Source organism: Bradyrhizobium sp. S3.7.6 (genome assembly GCF_054061875.1).
Genome location: NZ_JBSSEQ010000004.1, coordinates 15,854 through 31,242, shown reverse-complemented (window position 1 = coordinate 31,242; position 15,389 = coordinate 15,854). Strand labels below are relative to the sequence as shown.

Sequence of the window (15,389 nt, the reverse complement as noted above, 5' to 3'; positions counted from 1 at the left end):
AAAGGCGAGGTCGTTCAACAAATGCGTGACCCGCCATCCAACCGAAGCTAATCGACCTGAATGTCACTTTGGGCGACAAGAACAAGATGTCCCTGACCATCGGAAATGGCAAATCGGTTGCTCCCCACATTACCAGCAACAACAAAATCCAGCTTAAGTTTGTGACGAAGGAATTCGTTGGAGAATACTTCCACTATAGGGGCGACCTGTTTCTCATCTACAACTCCGGACCTCTTGCGCGGCTCAGTTGCTCCCGCGCCTGACCCAATGTATGCCGACTGATCATTTGGCGAATGTCGGCGCTTTGATGCATTCGCTATGGATCCGCCAGCGTCGACAAGGGGCGTCGCTCCATTGCGCGCAACTCTCTTGCTCTCCTCGGGCCAACGCCCTCGTGCCGTCCGCAGCCACCGTTCGGGGTCGGGCACGTGGCAACCGCTGTCCGAGACTTCCAGGACTATTGGGCCCGCGCGAAGCGATGCGTCGCGCGTGTCATCATCGCCGACGCTAGCGTGGAGCACCCATGAGACGCAGCATCATATGAAGAGATTGATGAAATTGAGATAGAGCGACAGCGCGCCGATCACGGCCTTGCGACCGTTCGAAGTAGCATCATCGCTTCCATCATACATTTCCTTGATCCGTTTGGTGTCATAAGCCGTGAGGCCCGCAAAGACGCCGACGCCGACAACGGAAATCATCCAATCGAGCCCGCTGGATCTCAGGAACAGATTGACCAGGCTCGCAATGATGACGCCAATCAGGCCCATAAAAAGGAAGGTGCCGAAACCCGACAAGTTTCGCTGGGTCGAATAACCCCAGATGCTGAGCGCGCCGAAGGCGGCCGCCGAGACAAAGAACACCCGCGTAATCGAAGACTCCGTGTAGATGTGAAAGATGGTCGACAGGGAGATCCCGACAAGCGCCGCGTAAAGAAAGAACAATCCTCGCACGGCTTCGACCGACATTGTGTTAATTCGCGCGCTGATGAAGAACACCAGCGCCAACGGGGCCAGCATCAACACCCACATCAGCGGACTTTGAAGCAATTCCGGGCCGGTGACCTGATAGGTCAAAAACGCTGCAACGCCAGTCAAGCCGACCCCGACGGCCATGTAGTTGTAGACGCGCAGCATGAAAGCGCGAAGGCCGACATCTATTGCGATGGCGTTCGCGGAAAGAGGGGCAGCAGGTGCATTTCCATCGTAGTTCGACATGGGTCGCATCCTTTTGATGGGCTTTATCGGTGCCGCTGCTCACGACGATGACGCTCGACAACCGCGACTTGGCAGACCGGATCGATCCTTGCGGACATTTCAGCAGCCGCGCCAAAGACCCCGGCTGAACGATCTAAGTAGAGCGGAACCCTGCGCGTTACTATGCGATTTCGGCACGCGTCGAGACACGTGTCCGACGTTCGATGGCGACGGCCGGCAAAGCCAATATGAATTTCTGCGCCCAGCGAATGTTTTCAACGAGCACAGAAGATCGAAATCCACGCGCAAGGTGATGGGAGGATGGGTCGCATGCGCCATCTGTGACACCATTTCGCTGTCGAACGGGTGCTTGAACATTCCTGGCAACAACTCGTATAGCGGCCTCACCGATTTCATCGGTGGCGTGCAGGCGGGCTATAACTTCCCGGCCGGTCACCTTCTATTTGGTGTTGAAGAGTTCGGCGGAGCCGGCTTTGGTCATCCGGCCCTCGCCAGCACTGGGTCGGCACGGTGATGGGCCGCCTCGGCCTCGTGAATGATCGATGGCCCGTGTTCGCCAAGCTGGGCGGCGGCTGGGTGCATAGCAACGCGACTTTTTGGAACGGGTTTAGTACCAGCAGCGGTTGGTTGGCGGTGGCGTCGAATGCGGCTTCAAGCCGCATCGGGCGGTCAAGCTCGAATACGACTATCTCGGACTGTCGAACTGGAAATCTCCTACGGACCCTTCGGTGGCTTTGAACCGCGATCTTCAAATGGTCAAAGCCGGGATCAATTATAAATTCCGGAGTGGCGTTTCTACTGCAGCGGAGCCATCGACCGCTGCCGTCTCTCACGAGCCTTCGGAAGATCTGCAGGAGGCATCACAAAACCCGATCGCGGACCTTGTCAGCGTGGTGTTTCAGAGCAACACCAATTTCGAGCCGGCCGATTCAATCGCACGCAGGAGTATTCAACATTCAGCCCGTCGTGCCGATGCATCTAAGCGATGACTGGAACCTGATCTCCGTCATTGCGCTGGTAAGCCAGCCAAGTCGGCTGTTCAACAGTAATTGCCAATGGCGTTGGGGACATCACGCAGTCATTGTTCTTCTCGCCTACCAACCCGGGCAAACTCATCCGGGGCGCTGGTTCGGTCTTCACCATTCCGTCCGCCAACGATCCGATCCAGGGGACCGGCAAGTTCCTGTTCGGTCCGACGGCTGTCTTCTTAGTTACGCCGGGACATTGGGTGATCGGTGTTTTGCTCAAAACCAATGGTCAATCGGTGGCAATCCCCTGCGGCCGCCCGTCAATGCCTTCCTTGCCCAGCCATTCCTCAACTACAACATGGCGCACGGCTGGTACTTGACCACAGCACCGATCATCACCTCGAACTGGCTCGCAGCCTCGGGCGAGCCGTGGACTGTGCGGATCGGGGGCGGCTTTGGTCGTGTTTTCAGAGTGTGTGATCAGCCGGTGAACGCATCGATTGCTGGCATTACAATGCGATACACCCGACCGGCGCTCCGGCCTGGCAACTACAAGCGTCCGTCCGCTCCTATTCCCGGTTAAGTGACGAACCGAAAAGCAGCTCAGGATTATCGTTACGTCGCTGCGGAAGCGCGTCCACCGGTGGTCCCGAAAGACAGCACCTACGGTCCACCTTCTTTCATTCGCGCCCCTTCCTTGTGCAGCGATGCGGCGAAACATCAGCGATGTTCAGGAGTGAGTCTTTCACCAGCCTGTCTTCGAGCGTCGCACCCTGCTCGATCGGAAAAATCCGGATTGGAACCCGGGTTTGGGCGGCTTGGGAGAAAGTCCGCGCGTTGAAGCCTTCAAATGTTATGGGTGTTTCCTGAAAGTATACCCTTCTTTTACCGGCAACATGTTCGTTGCTGGTGCAATCAGAAGTATGGGCTTGAGTATGGGCTGCCAAACAGCGAAGCGGATTGCGTACTGATCGATCAGAACTTCTCGGCCTGTATGGCGGAGAGAGTGGGAGTCAAACTCGCGATTTTTGACTCGACGACTTTCTCTGGCATGCCCTCAGCGTTCCCTTTCCTGAAATCTCTCGCGCCCGCCAGTCTGGTTTCGCTTGACATCGACTTTATCGCTCTCGGATCGATGTCGATCTTGAATCGGTTCTGCCACCGTCGCGCGCGCGAACGAATGTCCCCGCTCGAGATGTCCGGCAATGCGGTCCTTGACCGCTTCCATGATGTTTCGCCGCGCCCGCTCGTCCTCCGGAAACGCGCGTTCTACCAGCTTCTCAATGATGACCATCTTCGATTGTGCCGCGATCAAATCGGCATCACGCGCCGCCGTCTGCCGATCGGCCGAGCGGAATTTCTCCGCCGTCACACGCCAGCGGTTGCGGGGCACCTGCCGGCGCGCGGACCGTGCATTTCCGGTTGCTGCGTCGATGATCTTGATATCTTTAAGGACGCGTTCGACGCCCTCGCGGCGCACTTGGACTCGGTCGCCCGGCCCTGTCTTGCTGTCTGCGACCGCCTTTTCCAGACCCACGCCCCACACTTTATGCTGCTGGCCATTGTCGAGCTCGAGAGCCAAGTAGGTCGACATCTCGGCGTTGTTCCGATTGCCGTAAGGTGCCCGGACGAGCTCGATCAAACGTCCCGAAACGCCTTTGTCGTAGTCGACTCTTGCCGAGGGCTCGTCCCTGTCAAAAGCTGAACGAACCTCCTCCTGATGCGCGCGAGGACGTGTTCGGTTCCAGACGGCTTGCCGATCAGCCAGCGCCTGCCGATCGAGATCAGTCGGCTGATACCCCTGCACTTCGATTCCGCGGGTACCAGCCTCAAGCCAGACCTCGCGTCGGAATTCCGCGGAGCCGCGGACGTGAAGTGCCTCCCATTGGCGATGTTGTGCCACGCTGACCATGTCCCGGATTACTTCCGCTGCGGCCAGCCGGGTGACCAGTCGATCTTCCGTGATTTTGAAGGCCAGATACTCGCCACGTTCGTCGGCATAGAAGCGCGTTTCCCCGCTATGCCGGTCTCTTCCGGTCTCATTTGAAATGACGTAATATTTGCGACTGATACGCTCGGGGAGCGCATTGTCATCAACTATCGCGGCGGACGACCTGGCAGCCGACTTTGACTTCGCTTCCGCCTGGTCGCCCGGTTCGTTTCTTCCCGAATCGCGCCCTGTGCGATCTTGCCGTTCAAGGCTGAAATCCTCGCCGTTGTCACGCTTGTCGTTCATGCTGCTGCCCGGTCTGTTTGCGGCCGGACCGTCGCGCCGGCGGAATGGCCTGGGCGTCGATGTAGTTCAGGGTCCAGGCCTTTAACTCTTCCTCGGAGAGCCCTTCGAGGTCCACGTCCACGTCGCCAAAGTCGAAACTGGCGCCGGCAGGAATGGCGGAGGGGTCGGCCACCTCCTCGTCGGTCATGGGGCGCGTCCGGAATACCGCGCGCAATTCGGCGATCTCGGAGCGCAGTTCCTTGATTTCGGCGTCGAGCAGCGCATTTGAACGCCCTTTGGGCATCCGCGGAACGGGCGCCGGCAGCAATCGCTTTAGAAAACGCCTGTCTTCGTAGTAGATGATCTTGTCGGCGATGATGGGCGGAATACCGGTGCCAAGAATGAAGGCCTTGGATCTCGGGAGAAGTTTTAGTTCCTGCGGCAGCATCAGGGCGCGACGATGTTCGGAGATCGTCTCACTAGTCGAGCGCATCGCCAGCCCTTTTGGTCCGCTGCGGCTGCGCGCGTTCACGGTCTCGTAGCCGATACGCTCCGAGAGCTCATTCGCCACGTCCTGTTCTTTCGGTGCAAACACGACCTCGACGGCGTGATTGGTCATGAAGTTGCGCGCGGCATCGACCCCGTAGATCGCGCGCAGCTGCGCGGGGCTCTGAACTACAGTGAGGAGGCGAATGCCGTATCCGGCGATGAAAGCCACTGCTTTCGCGAGCACGTTGACATTACCCAGCGCTGGAAACTCATCGAGCAAGAGCAGCACCTTGCGATTGAGTTTGGGGTTCTGCTCCGGCAGTTCGCGGGTGTTAAGATCGACCACCTGCTGGAAAAACAGATTGAGGAGCGGGGCCATGCGGTCGAGATTGTCTGGCGTGACCCCGAGATAGATCGACATCGGTCGTTGCCGCAGCTGCCGCAAATCAAAATCGCTCGTCGATGTCGCCGCATCGATGCGCGGGTTGAGCCAGAGACCGAGCCTCGCCGTGACTGTCTTGCGCACCGAGCTCAGGGTGTTTTCGGAAGCGGCGAGGAAGTCGTTTAATGCCGTTATGCAATGCCGCGACAGTGGCGAAGGGCCTGACTTGCGAGCGGAGATGATTTTCTCGAAATGGGACTTGAGGTCGCTGGCCGCAGACAGCTGGTGCAGAATCTCGCCGATCGTCAGGGGCAAGCCAGGCGTTTCCGCGACGTAGCCTCCGATCGCGACAAAGGCCGAACGTGCCGCCTCGAACCAGAATGGGTCGCCCCGGCTTTCCGCCGGAAACAGCATCACCGCGATGCGCTGCAGATCGTCATAGAGATCGGCGGGATCGCTGCGCACATAACCTAGTGGATTATAGCGTGCCGTGCGGCCGCTCTCCTCGAGAGGGTCGAACAGATAGACCTCCTGCCCATGCGCTGCACGAAATCCCGCCGAACGATCCCAGTTCTCTTTCTTCACGTCCAGCACGACAACTGAATCCGGCCAATTGAGTAGGTTAGGAATGACATAGCCAACGCCCTTCCCTGCGCGGGTGGGGGCGTAAACCAGGACATGCTCGGATCCCCCGAAACAGAGCAGCGCGCCGTCTTTGCAGCCGAGCAGCACGCCCTCCTTGGATCGCAGGCCAGCGGCCTTGATCTCGCGCGCCGAGGCGAAACGGGCGCTGCCATGAAGCGGCAGAGGACGCTGCCGGAGGATAGCGCCGAGCAGGCCAAAGACGACTATCACCCCGGCTAGAGTTGAGAGCGTCAGCCAGCGGTCAAAGCGTGGGTCCGTGCCGTACCGGGGCCAGCCCGTGGCGATCTCGGACCAATGGATGCCTCCGTCGTGATGCCTGAGCCCGAGCAGCAGAATATTTGAGGCGACCAGCAGAAACAGCCCGATGGCGCCGACCGCAAGCGCAGTACCGAGCGCGAACCTAGTGGGCGTGGTCGCGTTTGCGAACGGGGTCATAATAGATTTCCGAGATGCGGTACCGGCCGTCTCGCTTCTGCATCTGGACGACGACGTCGACGAGAAGCAGCAGGAGCGAGCGGATATCGTCGCGATGAAGGTCACGGCCTTCCGGGCTTTCCTTCACCAGCAAGGTCAGTTGCTCGAAGGCAAGCCGGGCACTGTCGGCATGGACCGTCGTGATCGATCCTGGATGTCCCGAGTTCACATTCCTTAGATAGAAGAATGCCGTTCCATCCCGCAGCTCCTGCAGCAGAATCCGATCTGGCCGCATCCGCAAGCACGACTCGAGCAGTTCGCGCGCTCCAATCTTGGCGACGCCCTGCCCGTCCTTGGCATAGAGCAGCCGCACGCAATTCTGATGGGGAATGACAAGCTCGGCAGTATCCTCAATCGTGATGAGCCGCTCATGCGACGGAATCGCCGCGATCAGCGCCTTGGACAGGGTGGTCTTGCCGGAACCGGTTGCACCAGAAATGAGAATGTTGCGGCGGGCCCGTACCGCAAGCTCGAGAAACTCGCGCCAGGCGCCGGCTTCTTTCAAGGCAAGCAAGCGATGCTCGTCCGGGCGGAGCTCATTCCCCGTGACACGGACCTCGTCAAACAGTCTTGCCTGCTGGAAGGCGTCAAGCGTCATGGTCAGGGTCGATGGCTTGCGGATTGTCAGGCTGATTGTCCCGGCTGGGACAGCCGGGGGGATCACGATCTGACAGCGCTCGTCGCCGATCAAGCTGGTTGACACCACCGGATGCTCTGGACCGACGTCCTGACGGGTGTGACCGGCGGCGGCAGTTGCCAGATGCGAGAGGTAGACATGCGTCAAAGCCGGCGCCTCATGCCGGGTCCAACCGCCCGGCCCTTCCACGAAGATCTCGCCCGGGCGGTTGACGACGATTTCGGTCAGGGTCTTGTCCGCCAGGTAAGGCGCCAGCGGCTCCAGATAGCGCTCGAGCACCAGGCGGCCACCATCGCGTTCAATCGACGTCACCTGGGTCATTTCGTCACCGGAGCCGGGGCCACTATGCCAGCAGGGATGGTGCGGTCGAGAATCTGGGTCCGGGTCTCAATTCGCCGAAGTTGATAGACCGAGGAGAAATCGACGTCGCGCGCGACAAAGATATTGACGAGCTCGCCCTGATTCTTGTTCAGCGTCGGCGGGATGTTGATCGACTGCTCAACAGCAATGGCGGCGGCGGTGTTCGTGGCCCCCGCGGTGTTGTTAATCTGGATGGAGCCGTCCTGCATCTGCTGACGACCGATCGATGAGGCATCGCTGACCATTGAGAGCAGGAGCGCCGAGCCAAACCGCTCAAAGAAGTGGGTGTCAATGTCGCCGTCGAAGCCGGCACGGCCCAGCGCATCTGTGGCCGGCGAGGACAATGCTGCAATCACCCCTGTTGGCGTCTTGGCGCGGGTCCACAGCACGAACAGGCGTTTTGAGCCTCGCCGGACATTCCCGCGATACTCGCCAACCACCTTCGTGCCTTTTTCCATGAGCACCACGTTGCCGGAATCCGACATCACGTCGCGTATGACGACGCAGGAGACGAAGCCGGCCACGTCTGAGGACATCGCGGTTTCGAGTACGCACGGAATTGAAGTACCCTGGGTGACCAGCAGATTGCGGTTGGGAAGCCGCGCGGCGCGCACGCCCTCGATCGGGGTGGGCTTCAGTTTGTCGGCAAGATCGTTGCGCGGCCCGCCCCGTCCAAACTCATAGGGCTCGGTCAGGACGCTTCCAGTGGCGCTATCGCGGGCGGGGCGCCCGGAAGAAATCGGCCGATTATAAGCGAGCACCGGCGCCCGCCGCGCGCTCTCCAGGAGCTGGTCGGAGGCGGGTGCCGGCGCCGCTGGCGCGGCCCCGACCGGCGTGGCTGCAATTGAAGCCGTGGTGATCGGTGCAGACGGCGGTTCCGGTGCGGGCTCGAACGCCGCCGCCGGCCTAATCATCAGCTTGCGTGCGGAATCGCTCACCGGCTTATCTCTCTTCCAGGTGCTCCAGATGATCAGAAAGGCAAAAGCGGTAAGCGCCAGCGCGCCGAAGCCGCGCTTGAGCATCGCCGTTCGACCATTGTCCCCGCCTCCCACAGGGGTAATGCCGCGGTCGCCGGCAATCGTCTCATCGTGATGCTCGGTCATGTCGCGCCCGCCTATCTGACTTCAGGGATGGAGGTGATTTCTTCGCCCGCCGCTCGATCGAGGGGCTGGTGGTATTGGTACCGGGGTTGATTCCCACCGCATCGAACGCCTCGTTGAAAATGCAGAGCACGTTGCCTCCTTTGCGCAGACGAAACTCTCGTGCTGTGGCATGAACGACCACCAGTTCGCCGCGGACATCCTTAGGCACGAGACTTTCTGAGCCGTCAGAGTTGATCAGGTAGATCGCCGGGACCTCGCGATTGCCCGCGAAGCGGAAGGTGGTTTCCTTGCCGTCGTCGAACACGGCTTCCGGCTCAAGATCGATCGAGCCCTGAGCGGAGAAACGCCAGTTGCGGGCGCCATAGGCATGATGCAGGTCGAAGGTTTGCTCGATCAGTGCGCCTTCCCGCTCGGCGCCACGCGCGGCCGCTTCCATGCGTCGGCGCTCAATCTCATCACCGGGATAGGCGAACCGGACCACGAAATAACTGTCCGCAAGCGTCGCCTCGGCGATCGACAATTCGAACTGATAGGAGCGCTTGCGCCCATCGGGGCGTGTGGTCACAACCTGCAAATTGGTGGGCGGATGCTTTTCCCGCGGCTTGAGGAACAAGATCGAGCCTGCCGGGGCAACCTCCCATGCCACGGAGTCGCCGATCGCGACATGCGCGACCTCCTCGTCATCAGCAAACAAAATCTGGGTTGAAGCCCGGATGACGCCATTGACCCGCACCACGTTGGCCGGATCGTAAGTGACCGTGCGCACCCGAGCGTCATGTTGACCAGGTGCCGGCTGCTGCAGCGCCAGCACCGGCCCCGCGTATCCCAGCGCAAAGATCATCAAAAGGACGAAACGTTTCATGGCACGACCTCCGGATCGGCGCGATATTCCGAAACCAGGAAGCCGAGGGGATTGATAAGACGGTCGGCAGAGGACATGGGCGCGCTGGCATAGGAGAACGTCAGGGTCGAGACCCAATGGGTGATGCGGGTTTCCTCGCCCTTGCGGCTCTCCTTCATGAACCGCACGGATGCGACATTGTCGGCCAGCAGCGAGATCGCCTTGATGCGTACGGTGGCGACCCCGAAACGGCCTTGAACGACCTGCGGGCTTTCGGGATTGGAGCCGCGGTACCACGCCGCGAAACGGGCTTGCTCGCCTGCCCCGGACAGCAAGGAAATGGTTCGAAAATTGGTTTCCGCCTCCGGATAGCTGTAGCCCTCGCGTGCACGCACGTAGCGGCCGAGAAAATACTTGGTCACGGCCTCATCGTAGCGCGCCGGCGTCGATTTGAGGGCGGAGACGGTGTCGACAATGCCGGTCGCATTATCGACACGGATGACGAACGGCTCGACCGTCTTCAGCGGCGCAAGAGCCGCAACCGCACCGACCGAGGCGGCCGCCAATACACAGGCACCCGCGGCAACCACCCATGCCGTTCGGCGCGAACGATGGGCCGACAGCAACAGATCCTGTTCCCACCGGCGCGCGTTGTCGAAATAGGTCTTCAGATCATCCTGCCGGACCATCTCACGCCTCCTTGCCGCAGGCGCGGTAAGAGGCTGCAATGTCCAACCGAGAGCTCGAATTGGCGGTATGGCTGGATGGCGCCGACGGCCCAATCTCGCCCTTGCGGATGATGGGTGCTGGCCCGGACGGCGGAATTGGCGCTTCGGGCGCCACCAGCGGCGTGCCGTTCTCCCAATCCCAAAGTGAACGATTGAGTGGGCGGCGCGTCAGACCGTCACAGGACGGCGGCCCCTTTGACCAGTTCGCGCAGGCCCCAAGCTGCCATGCGATAACGCAAATGATGAATAGTCGACGCCACATCGTTCTGATGCCCCTGTCTTTCTTGTCGCTTGATGCCGGCGATCCTTGCTTACGCTGTCGTAGTGCCCTGGGATCGGATCCGCCGCATACTGCCGCCCTGCCGGCTGGCTCTGACTGCAGCAAGACCCCGGCTTGCCGACCAGCGTGCGCCGGCATACGCGCCGCCGGCTGCGGCCGTGGCATTGGCAATCAGGGGACTTGTGACCAGCCGGCTTGCGAGCGACGCGCCGCCCCCGGCAAGACCGCCTGCGATGATCGGCAGTTGCAGCGAGATGTATCCGGACAGACCGAGCACGGCGCTGATCGCAACTGCGGCGACCACCATCTCGCCGGCTGTACCCGCATTGGCCGCGAACCTGTCGATGAAGCCACTGACGGTTGTTAGCATCAGCCCGACCAACGCGACGACGAGCACCAACAGAATGACGAAATTGGCGACCTGCCGAAGCCAGGCTTCTGTGAACGGCCGCGTGGCCTCAAATAGCCCGAGCGCAATGAAGATAGGGCCGAGCGCGATCACGACGCCGAGACCAACCTTGGCGTAGAGCAGGATGGCAAATTGCAGGAAGGAGCCAACCGCCACGAAGACCAGGAGAATCGCGGCAATCAGCGCCGGCGCGATGTTGGTCAGACCGGCTTGTTCGTAGATCTTGTTCGCAACGTCGATCCCTTTCGAGAGAAGCTGATCGAAAGGCGCTCCGGAACTGGTATTTAGTCCTGAGCCCGCTAATGCATTGCCGATTTCCTTGGGCAAGGAGTCGAAGAACAGGCCTGTGACGTATTGCTGGAACGCGCTTGAATTGGTCGCGAGCAGAACCACGACCACGATCCGCATCGCCCGCCAGGCGAATTCCATGATCGGTTCGGAAATCGCGCCGCGCATCACAGCAAAACCGTAGAGGACGACATAGAGCATCACGGCCACGCGAAGCGGGCCATCGATGTACGATGCCAGATTCGAAACCGACGTCGACACGAACGCCGTAATGGGTTGCTCGAATTCCTTCAGAAAACTGTCAAAGACGTCAATGGCCATCGCAGCGGTCCTTACTTCAGGGCGTCTTTCATCTCTTGAATGGTGACCTTGTTACGCGCTTCATTCGCGTTGATGCAGTTCGCTGTCTTTCCCAGTTCTCCGGGATTGTCGCGGCATGCTTTGAGCGCCATGGCGAGTTCGTCCCGATGGTCAAGAAACCAGCCGACGGTCTTCGTCTGCTGACTCCGATCCTCGTTACAGCCAGTAAGAGCGGCGGCGACAGCGATCACCAGAATGGATGCTTTGATTGTCATTGCAGGGCCGCCTTCATTTCATCAATCAGTTGTCGTTGTTTTTCGCGCTCCCGCTGCCCATCCATGTCCATGCGGGCCTGCTGGATCATCGCGAGGCCTTGCATCCGGAGCACATCGTTCTGCAGCAGCGCCTGCTCAGCCTGCAGCCGCGCGGACAAGTCGAGTGTCTCCTTGACATCGGTCGCCGTGCTGATGCGGGTTCTCAGTTCCTCAAGTGCGTCGATACGCTGCGAAGCGGTGTCGTACACAGCCTGGCCCATGGAGTGCTTGGCGCCGGTCTGCCGCGCGATCCGGTCGAGCTCGCTCTGATAGTATGAATTGCCGCTGTTGCCGGCATATGCGCGGTTCTGCGACAGATAGCGGTCGATCGCGTCGGCGAAGTTGCCGCCACCCTGCCCCGCGACGAGCCGTTCGATATCAGAGAATTGTTGGGGCAGAACTTTCCGGAACTGCGGCGTGTTCAACAGCGCTCCAACGTCGTTTGCGTTGGTCCGCTTGTTGAAGCTGTCATAGAGCTGCTTGGCCTGGTTCAGTTGATCCTGCGCCACCTTGAGATGCGACGTCAGGGTCTCGACCTGCCTCTTCAGTTCCGTCAGTTGCTCAAATTGCCTTGCAAAGACGTTAGGGTCGAACACAATCTCCGCTTCTGTCGGAGAGGCCATCAGGAGGGCCGCTACGGACGCGGAGGCAAACACCGCCGACCTTCGCCGAACCATCATCGGACGTTCCTCCGCTCCGCGTGAAATACCGGCAGCCATTGGACCGGATCGTCGCCGTGCTCGCTGCGAGCGATCGAGCAGTTCGACCGTTTCCGTCCGTCCCGACAACACGGCGAGTGCGTCGTCGAAACCGTTGAGATCAAGTTCCGCCACCACCGAGTTGTGGCCCTGCTTGACCAGGAACCGCCGGCTTTCGGGCGCAAGCTCCTCCTTGATCAGGCGGAATTCAGTGTCCGTCAGATGGAAGCCGTCGACGTAGTCCGAGCGCGTCCCACGCGCGTTCGGGAGGAAGATCTGCGTCGGACATTGTTCGACAATCGTGTGCGCGATCGGCGAGGCCAGCGCATCCCGGGGCGACTGCGTGCCGAACACCATGACGCCGTTCTGCTTGCGGATGGTTTTCAGTTTGTTGTTGGCGAGATCCCGAAATGCCTCGTCACCCAGTGCCTTCCAGAATTCGTCGATGTCGATGATCAGGCGCCGCCCGTCGATCAGGCGCTCCACACGATGGAACAGATACATCATGAGCGGCGTGCGAACGGTGGGATGATCCAGCAGATCGGTCATGTCGAAGCCGATGAACCGGGTCTTTAACCCGATGGCATCCTGCTCGCCATCCAGCACCCAGCCGAAAGGCGCGCCCCGGCACCATCGCTCCAACCGGGCGCCGATCCCTTCGCGATCCTGTTGGCCGAGAAAGGCCCGCAGCGCCCCGAACGAGCGCTCCGCCTGCCGCAGTTGACCAAGAGCGCGTAACCCGGAATCAATCCGCTCCTCCTCGGTCACCGTCAGCGGCCGGTTTTCCGGCGTGACGAGTTTCCGGATCAGTGTGCCGAGGAAGGACAGGTTCGCCGGCGTCAGCTCCAGCGCCTTGAGCGGCGCGCAGCCCGTCACAAGGCCGTTGTGGAGCGCCAGATAGGTCCCGCTGGCGGCGCGTACGAAGAGTTCTGCGCCACGGTCCTTGTCGAAGAACACGTAAGTGGCGCCAAGCCGCTCGGCCTGGGACAGCAGGAAATTCTGCACGACGGTTTTGCCGGAGCCGGACGGGCCGCAGATGAAGGTGTTGCCGAGGTCGCCGTGATGGAACGAGAAGTAGAACGGCGAGCCGGAGGCTGTTTTGAGCATCGCAACCGCCGGACCCCAATGGTTGCCGGCAGCCCTCCCGGTAGGATAGGTGTGAAACGGGGAAAACGCCGCGAAATTGCGGGAGCTGATCGCCCCCGTTCGTGCCCGATACTTGAACAGCCCGGGGAGCTGCGCCCAATAAGCCGCTTCAAGTCCAAGATCTTCGCGCGCGACCACGCTACCGGCATCGGCCAGTGCCCGTCGTGCCACGCTCATATTCCCCTGTAGCTGGGAAGGCGTCTCCGCATAGATCAGGAGCGAGAGGTGATGATCGCCGAGCGCGAACCTATTGGATTCGAGATCGTCGAGCGCGTCAGCGAGATCGTCGATTTGCGAGGCCGCCGGATCCTGCGCCGAGACCAGCTGGTTCTGCTTGCGGGTCAGAATGGTCTTGGCGTCGGCTTTTGATAGAAACGCAAAAGATTGCGTGAGGATAATCTCGAACGGCGCGGAAAGCAGTGCATTCAGCAGCCCAGGCCGGGTGGACGCCGGATATTCCTTGATCCCGAACATGCCAGCGAAGCGCGATCCGCCGGCACCGCGGATTTCGATGGCTTCGCGGCCGAAGATGACTCGGTTTGAATAGAGCGCGGGGCCGATCGGCCCTTGCGGCAACGGGACCGGCATCCATTCCCCGCTTGTGATGGCGTGGAGCAGTTCCATGGTTTCTGAAAACATGATGTCGTTGCGCTCAACCAATCCAAGGGTGTGGGCACCGTAACGCTCCAGTGCCGCGACCAAGTCGCGCCTCGCATCCTCGAGCCGCTTCAAGGCATCGCTGTCGACCTCGAGGGAATGCCCAACGTTTCGGCCAAGCTGCTTGAAGAACGCCGCGGCCACGTCCGTGGTGGCACGACCGGGATGCCAGACCAGCGTCAGATAGAGATCGTTGCGAAAGAGCGCCTCGTTGCGGAGCCGGTTGCGATATTGCGCGTCGAGCGCGGCTGCAAATGTCGAGCGGAACGTACCGGCCGGGTAGTCCGACGTTCGACGGCGCACCAGATGGGTCCATAGCGCCAGCCGTGGATCCGCCACGTTGCGCAGCGTGAGGTTCAGCTTAGCGTGAAGGTCGTTCAGATCCGCCGTCTCGGCGGTTTCGAACGAAGTGCCGTCGAGCCTGATCACCGTGAGCAGCGCTCGTGTCGTGAGACTAATCACCGTATCCGTGACATGCCGGCCGAACGGCAGGTGGACGTCAGGCCCGATCTCTCGGGTCTTGAGCGCTGTGTTACGCATAGCCAAGGTCTCTTGTTCGATAACGCCGAACGAGCTTGAGCGGCGTGCAGGACGATCCGCCCCAAAATGACGCGTTGCGCGTGCGCCCTCGCGTCTCGATCCAAGCAAGCAGAATCCGGAACATGTTGGGGTCGTGCCGGCAGATGATGCGGCAAAGGCCATGGATCGGAATTGCGACCAAGCCGTAGAGAATGCTGCCAGCTACCAGAAACAGGATGCAGGAGAACATCACATTGAGCGCCATAGCCTCCATCGTGACGCCGGCGACCATGGCCGGACGCGTGCAGGCCAGGAACAGGGTGTCCTCCGTGAGACGCGCGGACTCGGTCATCAATGACCCCCAGTCAAGGTCGAAACCACCTCGGAGGCGCCGAACGTGATGGCCACACCGAGCACGACATAGGCGGCCTTGCGCAGATCGAGGTAACCGAACATCCAGGCGATGCCGACGATGATGACGGCCAGCGTCGCCAGCAGGCGGGCGACGTTGCCGGTCAGCATGTTGACGATGTTCTGCAGCACGCCTTCGATGTTCGCGGTCTGCGCAAACGCGGGCTCGACCAGCGCGATGCTGAGAACGGTGCCCATGCAAAGGAGGGCAGCGGAGTGTTTAACAGGAGAAGTCATGGCACGGCTCCGAGTGGCACTGCAGCCGGACCCCAGCCCGGACCGCGGTTGAGTTGAGATGAAAAACGGCG

14 protein-coding genes and 1 pseudogene are annotated in these 15,389 nt (G+C 60.6%); 2 read left to right on the top strand and 13 right to left on the bottom strand.

The genetic code is table 11. The features are described from left to right. Positions 1–536: 536 nt before the first annotated feature. Positions 537–1,226: a Bax inhibitor-1/YccA family protein gene (locus tag ACVJ5M_RS45290; protein ID WP_456679765.1), complete on the bottom strand. Its 690-nt coding sequence runs from the start codon at positions 1,224–1,226 to the stop codon at positions 537–539. 340 nt (positions 1,227–1,566) lie between these two features. Here ACVJ5M_RS45290 and ACVJ5M_RS45285 point away from each other — a divergent pair, with 340 nt between their 5' ends. Beyond that, entirely contained in the window at positions 1,567–1,731 is a 165-nt protein-coding gene (locus ACVJ5M_RS45285; RefSeq protein WP_354100684.1) for a hypothetical protein, read from the top strand. A 109-nt stretch (positions 1,732–1,840) separates the two neighbouring features. Continuing rightward, the gene (locus ACVJ5M_RS45280) at positions 1,841–2,206 is read left to right on the top strand and encodes an outer membrane protein (protein ID WP_354100683.1); all 366 of its coding nucleotides are present in this window, start codon (positions 1,841–1,843) and stop codon (positions 2,204–2,206) included. 1,036 nt (positions 2,207–3,242) lie between these two features. Here ACVJ5M_RS45280 and ACVJ5M_RS45275 read toward each other — a convergent pair. The 12 genes and pseudogenes from ACVJ5M_RS45275 to ACVJ5M_RS45220 all read right to left on the bottom strand — a co-directional run bounded on the left by ACVJ5M_RS45275 (position 3,243) and on the right by ACVJ5M_RS45220 (position 15,318). Further along, the gene (locus tag ACVJ5M_RS45275; RefSeq protein WP_231145646.1) at positions 3,243–4,421 is read right to left on the bottom strand and encodes an LPD7 domain-containing protein; all 1,179 of its coding nucleotides are present in this window, start codon (positions 4,419–4,421) and stop codon (positions 3,243–3,245) included. Next, the gene (locus ACVJ5M_RS45270; protein ID WP_354100682.1) at positions 4,405–6,351 is read right to left on the bottom strand and encodes a type IV secretory system conjugative DNA transfer family protein; all 1,947 of its coding nucleotides are present in this window, start codon (positions 6,349–6,351) and stop codon (positions 4,405–4,407) included. Before ACVJ5M_RS45270 ends, ACVJ5M_RS45275 begins: the two co-directional genes overlap by 17 nt. Next, a complete protein-coding gene (gene virB11, locus ACVJ5M_RS45265; RefSeq protein ID WP_231145648.1) occupies positions 6,317–7,348 on the bottom strand; it encodes a P-type DNA transfer ATPase VirB11 in 1,032 nt (343 codons plus the stop codon). Before virB11 ends, ACVJ5M_RS45270 begins: the two co-directional genes overlap by 35 nt. After that, positions 7,345–8,490 carry a type IV secretion system protein VirB10 gene (gene virB10 / locus ACVJ5M_RS45260; protein WP_354100681.1) on the bottom strand — a complete coding sequence of 382 codons (1,146 nt, stop codon included), beginning with the start codon at positions 8,488–8,490 and terminating at the stop codon, positions 7,345–7,347. The genes virB11 and virB10 overlap by 4 nt, the downstream gene beginning before the upstream one ends. After that, positions 8,471–9,352 (bottom strand): P-type conjugative transfer protein VirB9, encoded by an 882-nt coding sequence (virB9, locus tag ACVJ5M_RS45255; RefSeq protein ID WP_354100680.1) that lies wholly within the window; start codon positions 9,350–9,352, stop codon positions 8,471–8,473. The genes virB10 and virB9 overlap by 20 nt, the downstream gene beginning before the upstream one ends. Beyond that, on the bottom strand, positions 9,349–10,020 hold the full coding sequence (locus ACVJ5M_RS45250; protein WP_354100679.1) for a virB8 family protein: 672 nt from the start codon (positions 10,018–10,020) through the stop codon (positions 9,349–9,351). The genes virB9 and ACVJ5M_RS45250 overlap by 4 nt, the downstream gene beginning before the upstream one ends. 350 nt (positions 10,021–10,370) lie before the next feature. Continuing rightward, positions 10,371–11,357, bottom strand: a complete 987-nt coding sequence (locus ACVJ5M_RS45245; protein ID WP_354098414.1) for a type IV secretion system protein — start codon at positions 11,355–11,357, stop codon at positions 10,371–10,373. 11 nt (positions 11,358–11,368) lie between these two features. Beyond that, a complete protein-coding gene (locus ACVJ5M_RS45240) occupies positions 11,369–11,611 on the bottom strand; it encodes an EexN family lipoprotein (protein WP_166354144.1) in 243 nt (80 codons plus the stop codon). Next, complete coding sequence (locus ACVJ5M_RS45235; protein ID WP_249169881.1) at positions 11,608–12,273, bottom strand: type IV secretion system protein; 666 nt, start codon at positions 12,271–12,273, stop codon at positions 11,608–11,610. The genes ACVJ5M_RS45240 and ACVJ5M_RS45235 overlap by 4 nt, the downstream gene beginning before the upstream one ends. A 53-nt stretch (positions 12,274–12,326) precedes the next feature. Continuing rightward, positions 12,327–14,691 (bottom strand): annotated as a pseudogene (locus ACVJ5M_RS45230) (VirB4 family type IV secretion/conjugal transfer ATPase). Continuing rightward, positions 14,684–15,022, bottom strand: coding sequence for a type IV secretion system protein VirB3 (locus ACVJ5M_RS45225; protein WP_085398291.1), 339 nt, complete (start codon positions 15,020–15,022; stop codon positions 14,684–14,686). Before ACVJ5M_RS45225 ends, ACVJ5M_RS45230 begins: the two are co-directional and overlap by 8 nt. Continuing rightward, a complete protein-coding gene (locus ACVJ5M_RS45220) occupies positions 15,022–15,318 on the bottom strand; it encodes a TrbC/VirB2 family protein (protein ID WP_085398292.1) in 297 nt (98 codons plus the stop codon). Before ACVJ5M_RS45220 ends, ACVJ5M_RS45225 begins: the two co-directional genes overlap by 1 nt. Positions 15,319–15,389 lie beyond the last annotated feature (71 nt).

Excerpts from the sequence above, each read along its gene's own strand:
- ACVJ5M_RS45290 (WP_456679765.1), bottom strand. The coding sequence starts at position 1,226 with ATGCGACCCATGTCGAACTACGATGGAAATGCACCTGCTGCCCCTCTT.
- ACVJ5M_RS45275 (WP_231145646.1), bottom strand. The coding sequence starts at position 4,421 with ATGAACGACAAGCGTGACAACGGCGAGGATTTCAGCCTTGAACGGCAA.
- ACVJ5M_RS45270 (WP_354100682.1), bottom strand. The coding sequence starts at position 6,351 with ATGACCCCGTTCGCAAACGCGACCACGCCCACTAGGTTCGCGCTCGGT.
- virB11 (WP_231145648.1), bottom strand. The coding sequence starts at position 7,348 with ATGACCCAGGTGACGTCGATTGAACGCGATGGTGGCCGCCTGGTGCTC.
- virB10 (WP_354100681.1), bottom strand. The coding sequence starts at position 8,490 with ATGACCGAGCATCACGATGAGACGATTGCCGGCGACCGCGGCATTACC.
- virB9 (WP_354100680.1), bottom strand. The coding sequence starts at position 9,352 with ATGAAACGTTTCGTCCTTTTGATGATCTTTGCGCTGGGATACGCGGGG.
- ACVJ5M_RS45250 (WP_354100679.1), bottom strand. The coding sequence starts at position 10,020 with ATGGTCCGGCAGGATGATCTGAAGACCTATTTCGACAACGCGCGCCGG.
- ACVJ5M_RS45245 (WP_354098414.1), bottom strand. The coding sequence starts at position 11,357 with ATGGCCATTGACGTCTTTGACAGTTTTCTGAAGGAATTCGAGCAACCC.
- ACVJ5M_RS45240 (WP_166354144.1), bottom strand. The coding sequence starts at position 11,611 with ATGACAATCAAAGCATCCATTCTGGTGATCGCTGTCGCCGCCGCTCTT.
- ACVJ5M_RS45235 (WP_249169881.1), bottom strand. The coding sequence starts at position 12,273 with ATGGCCTCTCCGACAGAAGCGGAGATTGTGTTCGACCCTAACGTCTTT.
- ACVJ5M_RS45225 (WP_085398291.1), bottom strand. The coding sequence starts at position 15,022 with ATGACCGAGTCCGCGCGTCTCACGGAGGACACCCTGTTCCTGGCCTGC.
- ACVJ5M_RS45220 (WP_085398292.1), bottom strand. The coding sequence starts at position 15,318 with ATGACTTCTCCTGTTAAACACTCCGCTGCCCTCCTTTGCATGGGCACC.